14 protein-coding genes are annotated in these 15,146 nt (G+C 75.6%); 6 read left to right on the top strand and 8 right to left on the bottom strand.

The window, feature by feature from the left end; all coding sequences use genetic code 11:
* Nucleotides 1–139: 139 nt before the first annotated feature.
* On the top strand, nucleotides 140–823 hold the full coding sequence (locus ACFRMQ_RS25080) for a DedA family protein (protein WP_380732855.1): 684 nt from the start codon (nucleotides 140–142) through the stop codon (nucleotides 821–823).
* A gap of 32 nt (nucleotides 824–855) precedes the next feature.
* On the opposite strand, the gene ACFRMQ_RS25085 is transcribed toward ACFRMQ_RS25080, so the two are convergent.
* The gene (locus ACFRMQ_RS25085; RefSeq protein ID WP_380732856.1) at nucleotides 856–1,848 is read right to left on the bottom strand and encodes a LacI family DNA-binding transcriptional regulator; all 993 of its coding nucleotides are present in this window, start codon (nucleotides 1,846–1,848) and stop codon (nucleotides 856–858) included.
* A gap of 170 nt (nucleotides 1,849–2,018) precedes the next feature.
* Between ACFRMQ_RS25085 and ACFRMQ_RS25090 the strand changes: the two genes are divergently transcribed.
* The 5 genes from ACFRMQ_RS25090 to ACFRMQ_RS25110 all read left to right on the top strand — a co-directional run bounded on the left by ACFRMQ_RS25090 (nucleotide 2,019) and on the right by ACFRMQ_RS25110 (nucleotide 6,304).
* A complete protein-coding gene (locus tag ACFRMQ_RS25090) occupies nucleotides 2,019–2,957 on the top strand; it encodes a ribokinase (protein WP_380732857.1) in 939 nt (312 codons plus the stop codon).
* Between the two features lie 104 nt (nucleotides 2,958–3,061).
* Entirely contained in the window at nucleotides 3,062–4,408 is a 1,347-nt protein-coding gene (locus ACFRMQ_RS25095; RefSeq protein WP_380732859.1) for an NtaA/DmoA family FMN-dependent monooxygenase, read from the top strand.
* A 34-nt stretch (nucleotides 4,409–4,442) separates the two neighbouring features.
* On the top strand, nucleotides 4,443–5,000 hold the full coding sequence (locus ACFRMQ_RS25100) for a flavin reductase family protein (protein WP_380732860.1): 558 nt from the start codon (nucleotides 4,443–4,445) through the stop codon (nucleotides 4,998–5,000).
* On the top strand, nucleotides 4,993–5,463 hold the full coding sequence (locus ACFRMQ_RS25105) for a riboflavin kinase (RefSeq protein ID WP_380732861.1): 471 nt from the start codon (nucleotides 4,993–4,995) through the stop codon (nucleotides 5,461–5,463). The genes ACFRMQ_RS25100 and ACFRMQ_RS25105 overlap by 8 nt, the downstream gene beginning before the upstream one ends.
* A gap of 160 nt (nucleotides 5,464–5,623) precedes the next feature.
* A complete protein-coding gene (locus tag ACFRMQ_RS25110; protein WP_380699557.1) occupies nucleotides 5,624–6,304 on the top strand; it encodes a nicotinamide riboside transporter PnuC in 681 nt (226 codons plus the stop codon).
* Nucleotides 6,305–6,400: 96 nt separating this feature from the next.
* On the opposite strand, the gene ACFRMQ_RS25115 is transcribed toward ACFRMQ_RS25110, so the two are convergent.
* The 7 genes from ACFRMQ_RS25115 to ACFRMQ_RS25145 form a co-directional block, all read right to left on the bottom strand.
* On the bottom strand, nucleotides 6,401–7,789 hold the full coding sequence (locus ACFRMQ_RS25115; RefSeq protein WP_380732862.1) for a cellulose binding domain-containing protein: 1,389 nt from the start codon (nucleotides 7,787–7,789) through the stop codon (nucleotides 6,401–6,403).
* A 259-nt stretch (nucleotides 7,790–8,048) separates the two neighbouring features.
* Nucleotides 8,049–8,948, bottom strand: coding sequence for a phosphotransferase family protein (locus ACFRMQ_RS25120; protein WP_380732863.1), 900 nt, complete (start codon nucleotides 8,946–8,948; stop codon nucleotides 8,049–8,051).
* 34 nt (nucleotides 8,949–8,982) lie between these two features.
* Entirely contained in the window at nucleotides 8,983–10,044 is a 1,062-nt protein-coding gene (locus ACFRMQ_RS25125) for a methyltransferase (protein ID WP_380732864.1), read from the bottom strand.
* Between the two features lie 258 nt (nucleotides 10,045–10,302).
* Nucleotides 10,303–11,445, bottom strand: a complete 1,143-nt coding sequence (locus ACFRMQ_RS25130; protein WP_380732865.1) for an alpha-hydroxy acid oxidase — start codon at nucleotides 11,443–11,445, stop codon at nucleotides 10,303–10,305.
* Entirely contained in the window at nucleotides 11,442–12,539 is a 1,098-nt protein-coding gene (hppD, locus tag ACFRMQ_RS25135; RefSeq protein ID WP_380732867.1) for a 4-hydroxyphenylpyruvate dioxygenase, read from the bottom strand. The genes ACFRMQ_RS25130 and hppD overlap by 4 nt, the downstream gene beginning before the upstream one ends.
* 304 nt (nucleotides 12,540–12,843) lie before the next feature.
* Complete coding sequence (locus ACFRMQ_RS25140) at nucleotides 12,844–13,890, bottom strand: SAM-dependent methyltransferase (protein WP_380732868.1); 1,047 nt, start codon at nucleotides 13,888–13,890, stop codon at nucleotides 12,844–12,846.
* Between the two features lie 104 nt (nucleotides 13,891–13,994).
* Nucleotides 13,995–15,146 (bottom strand): thioesterase domain-containing protein (locus ACFRMQ_RS25145; RefSeq protein WP_380732869.1); only part of this gene is annotated, 1,152 nt, incomplete at its 5' end.

Consider the following 15,146-nt stretch of genomic DNA (forward strand, 5'->3'; position numbering starts at 1 on the left):
GGCCTCGGGCGTGCGCGGGCCCGGTCCGCCGCCCGCCGCTCCGGGCGGGGCCGTTGTGGCCGGGGGTGCGGAGAACCGCAGGGTGGCCGGGCGGTTGACCGCATGGTGGCGGTCCGGCCCGGCTTCTAGCGTCGAGGGCATGATCGCAACCTTGGCCACCGCTTCGCTCTCCACCGTCACCGCCTCCGCCTCCGCCGAGCCCGCCGGGGGTGTCGCCGGCTGGGCCGTCGACGTGATGACCACCCTCGGTGCCGCGGGCGCCGGCCTGACCAACCTGGTCGACACCGTGCTGCCCTTCATCCCCAGCGAGGTCATCCTCCCGGTCGCCGGATTCGCCGCCGGGCAGGGCACGTTGAGCCTTCCGGCCGTCATCGTCTGGACCACCGTCGGCTCGGTGGCCGGCTCCTGGATCGTCTACGCGGCGGGCGCCCTGCTCGGCCCGGAGCGGACCCGCGCGCTCGCCGCCCGCGTCCCGATGGTCAGCGCCCACGAGATCGACCGGGCCGAGGCCTGGTTCGAGCGGCACGGACGCAAGGCGGTGCTGATCGCCCGGATGGTGCCGGTGGTGCGCAGCCTCATCTCGGTGCCGGCCGGCATCCAGCGGATGCCACTGGCGTCCTTCACCGCCATGACCCTGCTCGGCAGCCTGGTGTGGAACACCGCGTTCGTGCTGCTGGGCTACTGGCTGGGCGACAACTGGCAGCTGGTGGAGGAGTACGGCGGCTGGGTGTCGAAGGGCGCGGTGGCGCTGGGGCTGCTGGCCGTCGGCCGCTGGTTCCTGGTGCGCACGCGCCGCCGGCCGGGGGCCCGGCACCGCGGCTGAGCCGTCCTGACGCGCCGTCGGCACGGGGGGCGTCAGGCGGTCGCGTCCGTGGAAGCGCGCACCACCAGCTTCGGGGCGAACCGCTCGACGCCCTCCGCCCGTTCCCGCGACGGCGACTGAAGGAGCGCCAGGGCGCGCTCGGCCATCGCGGTGAGCGGGTGGCGGATGGAGGTGATCGGCGGGTCGAGGAGTTCGAGGATCTCGGTGTCGTCGAAGCCCGTGACGGCGATCTGCCCGGGGACGGAGACCGCCGAGCGCTGCAGGGTGCTGACCAGCCCGACGGCGAGGACGTCCGCGCCGCAGACCACGGCGTCGATCCGGTCGTGCCGTTCCGCGATGCGCCGGCCCGCGGTGCGCCCGGCGTCGGTGGTGAAGCTCGGCAGCAGGACGGTGGTGGCGTCGGTGCCGCGGGCCTCGGTGAAGGCGGCGAGGCGCTCCGCGCCCGAGGAGGAGGCCTGGTCGGCGGCGACCAGGGCGATCCGGTGCCGGCCCAGGCCGTCGAGGTGGTCGAGCAGCAGGCGCATCGCGGCGGCGTTGTCGAGGGTGACGGCGACCGTCCCGGAGCCGGTGGCCCAGCGGTCGAAGAGGACGACGGGCGCGCGCTTGGCGGCGGCCCGGACGGCGGGGCCGGACGCGCCGGCCGAGACCGGGACGACGAGCAGGCCGTCGACCCGGCCGCCGAGCAGGGTCTCGATCTGCTCGGCCTCGATGGCCGTGTCGTTGGCGGCGTCGGAGACCACCAGCTGCCCGCCGGCGGCGCGGACCTGCTGGGCTATCGCGTCGGCGAGCTGGACGAAGTACGGGTTGGCGAGCGAGGGGACGACCACGCCGATGGTGCCGGTGGATCCGGTGCGCAGCGCCCGGGCGGAGTGGTTGATCCGGTAGCCCAGGCGCCGGGCGGCCTCCTCGACCCGGCGGGCGAGCTCGGGGTCGACGTTGCGCGGGGTTCCCGCCAGGACGCGTGAGGCGGTCGCGCGGGAGACGCCGGCGGCCGCGGCCACGTCGAGGAGTCGGGGCGCTGTCACGTGGGCGGGTCCTTCGCGGTCGGGGGCGGGGGCGGCGGTTCCGGCCGGGATCGTCGGGTCCGGGGCGGGCTCGGCGGGTCCGGGTCGGCGGAATGCGCAGCACGAAGGGTACTTGACGGTTCCCGGGGCCTGGTCCACAGTGTGGGAGATCGATCTCCCAGGGAGTGCGGATGCCAGTGCTGATGCCAGCCATCACCGTCGTCGGTTCGGTCAACCGCGACCTCGTCCTGACCGTCGAGGACCTGCCGCGGCCCGGCGAGACCGTGCTCGCGCGGGGCTTCGTCGAGGGCGTCGGCGGCAAGGGCGCGAACCAGGCCGTCGCGGCGGCCCGGCTCGGCTCCCGGGTGCGGCTGGTCGCCCGGGTCGGCGCGGACGCCGAGGCCATCCTGCGGGCACTCGCCGCCGAAGGGGTGGACGTCGAGGCGGTCCACCCGGCGCCGGAGGCCGCCACCGGGATCGCCTCCGTGGTGGTCGACCGGGCCGGGGAGAACACCATCGTGGTCAACCCGGGCGCGAACGCCGAGCTGTCGGTCGCCGACCTGCCGGATCACCTGGTCCGGTCGGCGGGCGAGGTGGTCCTGGTGCAGCACGAGATCCCCGCCGACGTGGTCGCCGCGGCGGTGCTGCGGGCCCGGGAGCAGGGCGGCACGGTCGTCCTCAACCCGGCCCCGGCCAGGGCGCTCGACCCGGAGGTGCTCGCCGCCGTCGACGTGCTGGTGCCCAACCTCGGCGAACTCGCCACCCTGCTCGGCGCCCGGCCGCCCGTCGGGCCGGACGCGGCGCGGGACCTGCTGGAACGGGCCGCGCTGCCCTGCCGGGCCGTCGTGGTGACGCTCGGCGCGGACGGGGCGCTGATCAAGCGGCCGGACCGTCCGGCCGTGCGCGTGCCGGCCCCCGTCGTGGACGCCGTCGACACCGTCGGTGCCGGCGACACCTTCTGCGGCGCCCTCGCCGACTCCCTCGCCCGGGGCGCCGACCTGCTCGCCGCCGCCGAACGGGCCGTCCGCGCGGCCTCGTTGGCCGTCACCGGCCTCGGCGCCCAGTCCTCCATGCCGACCGCGGCGCAGCTCGACGCCGCCACCGGCCCCGAGGCCCCCACCGCCTCCTGAGGCCCCCACCGCCTCCTGAAGCCCCCGCCGTTCCCCGCCGTTCCCCGACGGCGCCCCCGGCTCCCCCCACACCCCCGCACCACCAGTTCAACGGAGAACACCCCATGCGGAACCTCAAGATCGGCCTGTTCGAGAACGCCCAGACCAACGCGAGCGGCACCGCCACCTGGCGCCACCCCGACAGCCGCCGGCACCTGTTCGACACCCTCGGCTACTGGCGCGAGATCGCGAAGGTCTGCGAGGACGCCAAGCTGGACTTCCTCTTCCTGGCCGACGCCTGGGGCTGGTCGGAGATCGACGGCGCGCGCCCGCCGATCGCCACCGAGGAGACCCTGGACCTGCCGCGCCTGGACCCGTTCGTGATCGCCTCGGCGCTGCTGGCGAGCACCACCGACCTGGGCCTGGTGGTGACCGGCTCGGTGCTGGTGGAGCCGCCGTACGCGTTCGCCCGCCGGCTGGCCACCCTGGACCAGCTGTCCGGCGGCCGCCTCGGCTGGAACATCGTGACCACCGGCACCGCCGACACCGCGGTCAAGGCCTTCGGCATGGACATGGTGGCGCACGACGACCGGTACAAGATGGCCGAGGACTTCCTCGACCTGGTCTACAAGTACTGGGAGGGCGCCTGGGAGGCCGACGCCCTGGAGAAGGACAAGGACGGCCGGTTCGCCGACCCGGCGAAGGTCCACCCGGTCGAGCACGAGGGCCCGTACTTCCGCTCGCACGGCTACGGCAACACCGCCCGCTCCCCGCAGGGCACCCCGGTGCTGTTCCAGGCCGGCGCCTCCCCGGCCGGCCGGCGGGTCGGCGGGCGGCACGGCGAGTGCATGTTCGTCGGCAGCGGCTCGGTCCGGCAGCTCGCCGGGCACGCCGCGGCGATCCGCGAGGAGGCCGTGAAGGCCGGCCGCCGGGCCGACGAGGTCAAGGTGATGTCCGCGTTCTCCTGTGTCGTCGGCGCCACCACCTCGGACGCCGAGCGCCGCTGGCAGCGCGTCCTGGACGCCCAGCGCCCCGAGGTCACCGTCGCCAGCTACGCCATGTTCACCGGCCTCGACCTGTCCTCCTACGCGCCGGACACCCCCATGTCGGAGCTGTCCACCGAGATGTCGCAGACCCAGGTCGCCCGGTTCGCCGGCAAGACCGTCGGCGACGTGCTCGCCGACTGGCACACCCACGGCGTCGGCGCCCGCCCGGTGGTCGGCACCGCCGAGGAGATCGCCGACGAGATCTGCGCCCTGGCGGAGGGCGCCGACCTGGACGGCTTCCTGCTCTCGCCGACCGTGCAGCCCGCCTCCACCGTGGAGTTCGTCGAGTCGGTGCTGCCGATCCTGCGCTCCCGCGGCCTCTTCCGCGGCGAGTACGCGGCCGGCGAGTCGCTGCGCGAGCGGCTGACCGGCGGCCCCGGCCGGGACCTGCCGGCCAGCCACCCGGCCGCGCAGTACCGCCACTGACCCACCGACCCGCGACGAGAGGACGGCGACGACCATGGTCACCCCCACTCACGACACCGCCCCGGCCCGCCCCGCCCCGGCGGAGCCCGGCCCGACGGAGCCGAGCCCGACGGAGCTGAACGCCGCGGTGCTGCGCCAGGCGTTCGGCGCCTACCCCACCGGGGTGGTCGCGCTCGGCGCGCTGCGCGACGGCGAACCGGTCGGGCTCGCGGTGAGCTCCTTCGTGTCCATCTCGCTGGAGCCGCCGATGGTCGCGATCAGCGTGGCCCGCACCTCGACCACCTGGCCGAGGCTGCTGGAGGCCCCGGTGCTGGGGCTGAGCGTGCTCAGCCACGGCCAGGGCGCGCTCTGCCGACGGCTGGCCTCCCGCGCGGGCGACCGCTTCGAGGGCACCGGCCGGCAGGCGACGGCGGACGGCGCGGTGCTGATCCACGGGGCGGCCCTGTGGCTGACCGCCCGGGTGAACGCGGTGTACGACGGCGGCGACCACGAGATCGTCCTGATGGAGCTGCTCACCTCCGAGCTGTTCCCCGGGGTGGAACCGCTGGTCTTCCACACCAGCCAGTTCCGCGAGCTCAGCCCCCATGCCTGACGCTCCGCCGAACCCCCCGGCCGGTGCCGCGAACCCCCTGGCCGGTGCCGTCGGCCCCCTGGCCGGCACCGTGGTGCGTGGTGCCGGCCGGGGGCGGGGCCTGGGCTTCCCCACCGCCAACATCGCCCCCGACCCGGGCGCGGCCGTCCCGCCACCCGCGATCTACAGCGGCTGGCTGGCCCGCCGGGCGACCGGAACGGTGCACCGCGCCACCGTCAGCGTCGGCACCAACCCGACCTTCTGCGACACCCCCGAGATCCACACCGAGGTGTACTGCCACGACACTTCGGACGACCTGTACGGCGAGCGCGTCGACCTCTGGCTCGTCGCCCGCATCCGGGACACCGAGCGCTTCGCCTCCGTCGACGAGCTGCTGCTCGCGGCCCGGGAGGACGTCCGCCGCTCGGAGGTCCTGCTGGACTCCGCGCACGGGCGGCTCGTCCTCGCCGCCGCCCGTTCCTGACGCACCGTCACGAGCCGGACGCTTCACCCTCCTTCACCTGCGCGGTGCGCATCCCCTCCCGCGCCCCGCGCCCCCGTGCCCGGTCGGCCCCGCTTCCCCCACCTCCGGTGGGGCCGACCGGCTTCCCCCACCTCGCTCCGCACGAACAAAGGTGTGAGTCATGAGCGCGTTCCACTGGCTGAACGAGCAGTTCGACTTCTTCGGCCTCCCCGTCTACTGGTCCGACTTCCTGGGCAACATCCTGGCGCTCGCCACCGTCTGGCTGGCGCTGCGGCGCTCGCTGGTGGCCTGGCCGGTGCAGATCCTCGGTTCGGTGCTGCTGCTGATCGCCAGCCTGAACGTGCACCTCGGGGGCAACGCCGCCCGGCAGATCGTCATCATCGTCTCGGCCTCCTGGGGCTGGGCGACCTGGAAGCGCAGCCGCGAGCAGGAGGGCGCGATCAACGTCCGCTGGGCGTCGGGCCGGGAGCGCGTCCTGCTGATCGCCGCGATGGCGCTGGGGACGGCCGCGTTCGGCGCGGTGCTGAAGTGGACGGACGCCTCGTTCTACCCCGGCGCGCCGCTGTGGATGGTCCTCGCGGACGCCTGGATCTTCGTCGGCTCGATCCTCGCCATGTACAGCCAGGCCCGCCGCTACGTGGAGTTCTGGTTCGTCTGGCTGGCCGTCGACCTGGTGGGCGTGCCGCTCGCCGTCCACTCCGAGCTGTACTTCTCCGGCATCGTCTACGGCGTCTTCTTCGTGATGGTGCTGATGGGCATCCGCGACTGGGCCTCCCGCAGCAAGCCGCAGGAGATCGCCTCGCCGCTGGAGCCCGCCGTCCTGGTCGAGGGCCGGGACTGACCGCCGGGCCCGACCGCCCACCGCCGCGGCGCCCGGACAAGGGCCGTGCGGCGGTGGGTGGTCGGGCATTCCGGCGCGGGGTTCAGCGCGCGGGGCTCAGCGCGCGGGGACGGAGTCGGTGAAGGACACCCCGGCGGCCCGGTAGCCGGCCACGGCGGCGCCGGCCTGGGCGGGCGTCAGCACCCGGTCCTTGACGTGCAGGACGTAGTCCACCTGCTCCTCGTAGGCGCGCGCCTCGGTGCCGGTGCGGCCGGTGAGGTCGGTGAGCCACTGGTTGAAGGCGATCAGCATCGGCCGCTCGGGCAGGTAGCGGGTGTCGTGGCGGGCGAACTCGGCCCCGTCGACGTAGTAGACGATGCCGGTGTCGTCGATGGTCAGCACGAGGTCGTGCCAGCCGGCGAACGAACTGCGCGACGTGGTGTACTGGTTGACCGATCCCTCGGGGCCGTAGGTGTCCCACGAGGTGGCGAAGAAGATGTTCGAGGCCTCGCCCCAGCCGCCGTTCGGCAGGTACTCGAAGTCGTACTCGGAGTAGTCCTTGGCCATCGGGGCCGTCAGGTCGTTGATCGCGAAGAAGCTCTGCACGACGTGGTCGCCGTCGGGCCCGGTCACCGGGGCGTCGGAGAAGCGGACCCGGGCGGCGTACGTGCCGTAGCGGAACTTCATGGCGTCGCTGTGGAACTCGCTCTGCCGGGTGGACTCGGCCGTCCCCGCGGTCGAGGTCCGCAGGGTCATCACCCCGTTCCCGGCCTCCTTGGCGAAGGTGACGTTCTCGGGCGCCCAGCTCGCCCCCCACACGCCCGGCCCGCCGCCGCCGGAGCGGACGCTCCAGCCGTGGGCGGCGAGCGCCGGGTCGTCGTGGCCGGTGTAGTCGAAGTCGTCGAAGAGCACCGCGCCGCCCGGAACGGTCGGCGCGGTCGGCGCGGTGCCCCAGACCTGGACGCCGCCGACGACGGCGGTGACCTTCGCCCAGTCCGCGTACCCGCTCTGGGAGGCGCCGTAGGAGTAGTCGTCGTCCTGGTTCACGGACTGCCAGTCCGCGCGGTGGAAGCGCAGTTGCAGGTCACCGCTGCCGGCCCCGGGGGCCAGGGTGCCGGCGCCCGCGGTGAAGCCGATCTCCAGGTAGCGGTCGGCGGCCGAGCCCGGCTCGTCGATGGTGCCGAAGGTGCCGGTGACGTTGGCGCAGCCCCGGGCGGCCCAGTCGCAGGCGAAGCGGTAGGCGGCCGAGGGGGCGGCGGCCTTGAAGTAGTAGCGCAGCTTGACCTGCTTCAGGGCGACCGGCGCGGAGCCGGTGTTGACGACCTTCAGCCACGGTGCGGCCTCGGCGCCGCCGCTGCCGCCGTTGCGGTACTGCACGGCGAGCGACTCGCCGGCCGCCGCCGCGGGCACGGCCGCGCCCAGCAGGCCGGCGCCGAGCCCGGTGGCGACGAGGGCGGCGAGCGCCGCGCGGACGCGGGGGCGTCGACGGCTGGTTCGGGTGCTCATGGGGGTTCCTCTCCTGATGTGGGGGACGGTGCGCGGCACCGGCGGAGGGGAGCCCGGTCCCACCCGCGGTCCGGCGGTGGGGGAGGAGGTGGCGGGGCCGTGCGATCAGAAAGTGGCATAGACCAATTTGGGCGTCAACCCCGGGCCGGACGATCGACCGGAACGCCGCCGTCCGCCGCCCGGAGTGGCTGATTGCGCGCCGCGACGCCGCGACGCCGCGGGCCTCACGGGGCCCGCGGCGGGTGAGGGGCGGCCCCCGCTACGGGATCAGGCGCTCGGCGAGCTCCCGGGCGTGGGCGGCGGCCTCCGGGCCGCGGGTGGGGTCGGCGGCCTCCGAGAGGAACACGTTGGCGAGCATCAGGGCGGCGTCCAGCCGGCCGGCGAGCAGGCACGGGTCGTCGTCGGCCGGGACGTCGGCGAGGCTCGCGTAGCCGTCCCGCAGCGCCGCCGGGTCGAGGTCGTTCTCCGGGTAGCGGGCGTACTCGGCCAGCCGGCCGAACTCCAGGGCGGGGCTGCCCAGCAGGGCGTTCGACCAGTCCAGCAGGGCGGTGGCGTTCCCCCGCGCGCGGCGGATGTTGGAGCTGCGGACGTCCAGGTGGAGCAGGCTGCGCTCGGTGAGGCCGGCCAGCCGCCCCGCCAGCGGGCCGGCGGCCGGCGGCTCGGGCCAGTCGGCGACCCGGCGGCCCACCTCGGCCCAGCGGCGGGCCGTCCGGGCGGCGACCGCCTCCGCCGTGCCGCCGCCCTCCGCCGCGACCGGCCGCAGCCGCGGCGGCGGCACGGCGTGCAGCCGGGCCAGGAGCCGCCCCAGGGCGTGGGAGTCGAGCGGCGAGCCGTCGTCCTCGACGTAGTCGGAGAGCAGCACGTCGGGGCAGCCGGGGTCGTCCCCGAGGACCAGCTCCCGGGGCCGGGCGACCGGCAGCCCGTGGGCGGCCAGGTGCCGGGCGACGGTGTACTCCTGGACCAGCAGGTCACGGGTGTCCACGTACGGGTCGTTGGCGTTGGAGTCGAAGCGCCGGTGCGCGATCCGGACGGCCACCGGCCCGCCGTCCCGCCCCACGGCCCGGAACACGCTGAACTCCAGCCCCTTGCCGACGAGTTCGAGCTCGCCCAGGCCCCACTTGGCGGCCAACTCGTCCAGGACGGCGAAGCGCTCGGTCATGTGTGTCCCCGATCGGTGATGGAGTGACTGAAGGTCAATTCTGCACGACCGCTTCGACCACGGACAGGACGGTGGGCGTCGGCAGCACCCGGGACAGCCGCAGGCCGGCCCGCCCGAGCAGCTCCGCGAAGTCCGCCTCGGTGCGCTCGCGGCCGGTGAGCGAGACCATCATCAGCAGGTCCATGGCCTTGGCCTGGTGGGGCGCGTTGTCCCGGGGGACGACGGCGTCCAGCACCAGCACCCGGCCGCCGGGGCGCAGGGCGCGGCGGCAGTGGCCGAGCAGGGTGACGCACTCGTCGTCGTCCCAGTCGTGGGTGATCCGCTTCAGCAGGAGGACGTCCCCGGCCGGTACGGCGGTGAAGAAGTCGCCCTCGGCGGTGCTCCAGCGGCCGGCGATCTCCTTCTCGTCGTCCAGCCGGTGGCCGGCCAGTACGTGGGCCCGGTCGTGGAGCACGCCGCGCAGTCCGGGGTTGCGGCGCAGCACCTCCCGCAGCAGGCCGCCGTGGCCGCCGCCGACGTCCACCACCGTGCCGGTGTCCGGGAACGCGTAGGCGGCCGCGACGGCAGCGTTCTCCGCTTCGGACATCGCCGCCATGCCGACGTGGAAGACGGCGGCGGTCCGCTCGTCCTGGGCGAAGTGGTCGAAGAACGGCATGCCGAAGACGGCGTCGAAGGCGGTGCCGCCCTCGGTGAGGCAGTCCGTCATCCGCCCGGCCGGCAGCCAGAAGGCGCGGTCGGTGAGCATCCGGACGGCGTCGCGGACGGAGTACGGGACATCGGCGCGCAGCGCCTGCCCGGCCTCGGTCAGGGTGAATCGGCCCCGCTCGTCCTCGGCGACCACGGCACGGGTGGCGAGCAGGCGCAGCACCCGGTACAGGTTCCGGGCGTCGGTGCCGGTGGCGGCGGCGAGTTCGTCGGGGGTGGCGGGGCCGGCGGCGAGGGCGTCGGCCACCCCGGTGTCGGCGGCGGCGCGCAGGGCGGCGGGGAAGGCGAAGCCGAGCGCCTCGTCGACCAGGAAGGCGGCCGAACGGCGCAGGCCCTCCTCGGCGCCCGCCCCGGAGCGGTCGGCGGCGGGCCGGCTCTCGTCGTGCGGCATGCGTCCTCCTCGATGGGGTCCGGTACGTGCACCCGGATGCTGCCCAGCGTGGCGGGAGTGATGCGCACCGTCACCATCGGGGGGCGCCCCGAACGGGGACGCCCCCCGACGGCCGGTCAGGACCGCGCGGGAGACCGCCTCCGGGTGGCGGAGGGAGGCCTCGGCGAGCAGTTCATCGAGGTCGTCGCCGGGTCGGCGAGGGATGCGTGCGGGCCGGTGTGCGGGCCGGCGGCGGGTCGGCCGGGGTGGCGGGGGCGGTCACGGGGTGTCCCGGGTCGGGCCGGGCAGAGGGGTGGTGCGCAACTCGGCGGCGGCCCGCAGGTCGGCGCAGCCGGCCAGGCCGAGGGCGTGCCGCAGCTCGGCGGCGAGCAGGTCGAGGACCTCGGCGCAGCCGGCCCGGCCGCCGGCCGCCAGGCCCCAGATCAGCGGACGCCCGAGCAGCACCCCGGACGCGCCGAGGGCCAGCGCGGTGAGCACGTCCGAGCCGCCGCGCACCCCGCTGTCCATCAGCACCTGGCAGTCCCGGCCGGCCAGCGCCTCGGCGACGGCGGGCAGGGCGGTCAACGCGGGCACCGCGCGGTCGAGTTGGCGGCCGCCGTGGTTGGAGACCACCACGGCCGCGGCGCCGAGGCCGGCGGCCCGCCGCGCGTCCGCCGGGTCGAGCACGCCCTTGACCACCAGCGGCAGCGCGGTCCGCCCGCGCAGCCAGTCGAGGTCGGCCCAGGTGACGCCGGGGGAGAGCAGTTCGGCGGTGTGCGCGGCCACCGCGGAGACGGCGGCGGTGGACTCGTGCGCCCGCCCGGCGGCGCCGTCCTCCAGCAGCGCGGCGCGCACGTGTCCGGGCAGCGCGAAGGCGTTGCGGGCGTCGCGCAGCCGGCGGCCCATGTACGGGACGTCGGCGGTGACGACCAGCGCCTCGCTGCCCGCCGCCTCGGCCGCCTTCACCAGGTCCAGCAGCCGGCCGCGGTCGCGCAGCCAGTACAGCTGGAACCAGAGGGTGGCCCCGGTGTCCGCCAGTTCCTCGAAGCCGACGCTGCTGAGCGTGCCGACGGTGAACGGCACGCCCGCCGCCGCGGCGGCGCGGGCCGAGGCCAGCTCGCCCTCGGGGTGGAACAGCCGGTGGTAGGCGACCGGCGCCACCGCGACCGGCAGGGCCGACCGGCTGCGCACCAGGGTGGCGGCGGTGTCCCGGGTGCTGACGTCGGCCAGCACCCGGGGCACCAGGCCCACCCGGTCGAAGGCGGCCCGGTTGGCGGCGAGGGTCAGCTCGCGCTCCGCGCCGCCCTCCAGCCACTCCCACACCTCGGGCGTGAGCACGGCCCGGGCCCGCTCGGCGTACTCGGCGACGCACAGCGCCGGGCGCCCGGGGGCCGGCGGCCCACCGCGGAGGGGCGCGCTCATCCGGCCACCCCGCTGGCGTCGCGCTGGAGTTCCACGGCCTCGTAGAGCGCGCGGATGTTGTTGCTGCCGAAGTTGCGGGCCCGGACGCGCTCGATCACCTCGAAGAAGAAGGTGTGCCGCGGGTGCCGGGAGCGGGTGAAGACCTGGAACAGCTGGCCGTCGTGGTCCTGGTCGACGAGCAGGTTCAGCTCGCGCAGCCGGTCGGTGGAGTGCCTCAGCGGCGTCAGGCGGCCGGGCAGCGCGTCGTAGTAGGCCGCCGGGGCGCGCAGGAACGGCACGCCGCGCCCGGCCATGGCGGAGACGGCGTGCACGGCGTCCTCGGCGGCGAAGGCGACGTGCTGCACCCCGGCGCCTTCGTGGCCGGCCAGGAAGGAGGCGATCTGGCCGCCCGCGTCCGCGCCGAGCGGCTCGATCAGGGTGAGCGTGACGCTGTGGTCGGCGCTCTGCACGACCGCCGAGTCCATGCCGAGCGCGCCGACCTCGACCCGCTCCTCGAAGATCGTCCGGAAGCCGAGGACCTCGTGGTAGCGGCGTTCGGTGGAGCGCAGCTCGCCGAACGGGACCAGGACGGCGAAGTGGTCGACGGAGCTCAGACCGACGGCGCCCGCGCCGGTCAGCGGGGCCGGGTCCGGCAGGCCGGGGATGCGGCCGGCCGGGACGCCGGGGGCGCGCTCGACCAGGGTGTGCACCACGTCGCCGAAGGCGTCGACCACCGCGGTGACGCAGCCGTCCTCGGCCAGCGGCGGGCGCAGCGCGGTGGCGCCGCGGTCGGTCAGGACGCGGAACGCCTCGGCGGCGTCCGGCACCCGCAGGCCGAGCGCGGCCACGCCGTCGCCGTGCCGCGCCAGGTAGCCGGTGGCCGGGTGGCCGGCGGCCAGCGGCTGGGTGAGCAGCAGCCGGATCGAGGCCTGGCCGACCAGTGCGGACAGGCAGCGCTCGGCGGCGGCGCCGCGCTCGGTCGGCGGGACGAGCAGCTCGAAGCCGTACTCGGTGGTCAGCCGGGTGATTTCGGTGCCCAGGTCGGCGACGTGGAACTCGACGTGGTCGAGTCCGACGGGGACCGGGGCGGGGAGAGGAGAGGAACGGTCGGTCATCGGTGGAGCTCTCTCATGAGGAGGACGGGGGGTTTCGAGGGGCGGGCGGCGCGACGGCGGTGGAGCCCTCGACCACCGCTGGGCCGATGTCCCCCCACGCCGGCGGTGATGGCGGTGACGGCGGCGACCGGGCCCGTCTCCCGGAGCCGGTCCACCGCGTACGGCACCCGGTGGTCCCGCACCCGCCGGGCCGCCGGCCGCACCGCCGGCGCGTGACCGGTCCGCGGCGCGGCGGGCACGGACGGCGGTGGCGGGTACGGGTGCGCGTTCCGCGCCGGCCGGTGTCCGACGGGTGCCGCGGCCATCAGTCGGCCTGGAGGACGTAGAGCCAGGAGTGCGGGGTGGCCAGCGCCTCGACGCGGTCGATCCGCAGGCCGGCGGCGGTGAACAGCTCCTCGTAGGTGGCCTTGGTGTGCAGCGGCACGCCCATCATCGCGTGCGCCAGTTCGAAGCCGACCGAGAAGACCGGCTGGGCGCCGTCGGAGGTGCCCGGGTCACGCAGCATGGTGTCGCCGAGGACGAAGGTGCGGGCCTTGGGGAAGGCCTCCCGCATCCGGGTGAAGATCGAGGAGCGGGTGTCCGGGTCGGCCAGCAGGTCGTGCAGCAGGAAGAAGCTCATCACGGTGTCGACCTCGGCCACCTCGGCGGCCTCGGCGTCGTTGTCGACCTGGGTGCCGAGCAGGCCCAGTACGTCCGCGCGGACGGCGGTGACCCGCTCCTCCATCCCGGCCCCGGCGATCTCGCGGCGGGCGATGTCGGTGGCCGGACGGCTGATGTCGATGCCCAGGCCCCGGCTGCCCTCGCGCTGGGAGACCACCCGGCGCACCCGGGCGGAGGTGCCGGAGCCGAGGTCGGCGATGGTGCGGAAGTCGATGCCGGAGAGCACGTCGGTGAGCTGCGCGGCGAACAGCGACTGGTCGCACTGGGCGGAGCCGAGGGCGACCATCGCCTCGTCGCGGAAGACGTCCTCGCCGTAGCGGCGGGTGCCGGCGCTCAGCTGGCCGGCGCGGCCGAACACGTCGTGGTAGCCGCCGACGGCCCAGGTGAAGTAGCCGCGCGCGGCGGCGATCTCCACGCCCGCCGCGGTGGGCAGGTAGGCGTCGCCGTCGGCCTTGAGGTAGCCGTAGTCGGCGGCGGCGCGCAGCACGGCCCCGGTGCGGGCGGTGTCGCCGGACCGGGCGGTGGCCCCGGCGGCCGACAGCGGCTCGCCGCGCCCGATCGCCTCCAGCAGGCCGATCCGGTCCAGCGCGAAGATCACGTTCGCGGCGATGAAGCCGTTGTAGGCGTCGGCCGAGGTGATCGGCGACGGGGTGATGCCGTGCCAGGACTCGGGGATGGACGCGGTGGTCATGGTGGTGTCCGTTTCTCCGTGGGCGGACCGGGTGCGGTCCGCGATGGGTGCGCAGGCCGGTCACCTGCGGTCGGTCGGGGTGGTGGGTCGGTGGGGCGGGCGGGTCAGGACGTCAGACGGGCGGCGAGGACCGGACCGATGGCGGCCAGCGCCTCGGGACCCGTCATCGCCCCGTGGGTGCTCGGTACCTCGTGGACGTCGAGCCGGCCGCCCAGGTGCGGGCGCCAGCTCTCCGGGTCGGGGGCGTCGGCCGGCCGGTCCTCGGCGGCGGTGAAGAACACCGCGTCGCCGTCGTAGCCGGGCAGCGGAAGCGCGTGGGACAGCTCGGTGTTGGCGCGGAAGACCGAGACCACCCGGGCCACCCCGGCGCCGCTGAGGCCGGCGAGCGGGCCCTCGCCGCCCCGGACGAGCGCGGCGTAGCCGTCCTCGTCGGTGGGCCAGGCGGTGGCCTCCGCGGCCGGGTGGCCGAGCGAGTCGAGGATCTCCGCGAGCCGCGCCGGGTCGTCCCGGCCCCGCTCGGGCGCCGGCTCGCCGGTGCCCGGGTAGGCGTCCAGCAGCGCCAACAGCCGTACCTCCTCGCCCTGTCGGCGCAGCAGTGCGGCGATCGCGTGGGCGACGGCGCCGCCGAAGGACCAGCCGAGCAGGGCGTACGGACCCTCGGGGCGGACGGCGCGGATGCGCGCGAGGTAGGTCCGGGCCAGCTCCTCGACCGAGGCCGGGCGCGCGTCCGGGTCGGCCAGGCCGGGGGCCTGGAGGCCGTAGATCGGCTGCTCGGAGTCGAGGTGGCGCAGCAGCCCGGTGTAGACCCAGCTGATGCCCGCGGCGGGGTGGACACAGAACAGCGGCGGGCGCGAGCCGCGGGTGCGGATCGGCAGCAGCACGGGGAAGCTCTCGGCGTCCGGGCCCTGGGCCAGCCGTTCGGCGAGCCGGGCGACGGTCGGCGCCTCGAACACCGCGCGGACACCGATCCGCTCGTCCTCGCCGACCAGTTCGCGCAGGCCCGCGACCAGCCGGCCGGCCAGCAGCGAGTGCCCGCCCAGCTCGAAGAAGTTGTCGTCCACGCCGACCTCCTCCAGCCCGAGCACGTCGGCGAACAGGCCGCGGAGCAGTTCCTCGCCGGGCGTCGCGGGCGCCCGCCCGGAGCCGGGCCGGCTCGCGTCGGGGGCGGGCAGTGCGGTGCGGTCGACCTTGCCGTTGGCGGTGAGTGGCAGGGCGTCGAGGAGGACGACGGCGGAGGGGACCATGTAGTCGGGCAG

Origin of the sequence: Kitasatospora sp. NPDC056783 (genome assembly GCF_042789895.1) — a bacterium.
In the GTDB taxonomy this organism is placed as follows: domain Bacteria; phylum Actinomycetota; class Actinomycetes; order Streptomycetales; family Streptomycetaceae; genus Kitasatospora.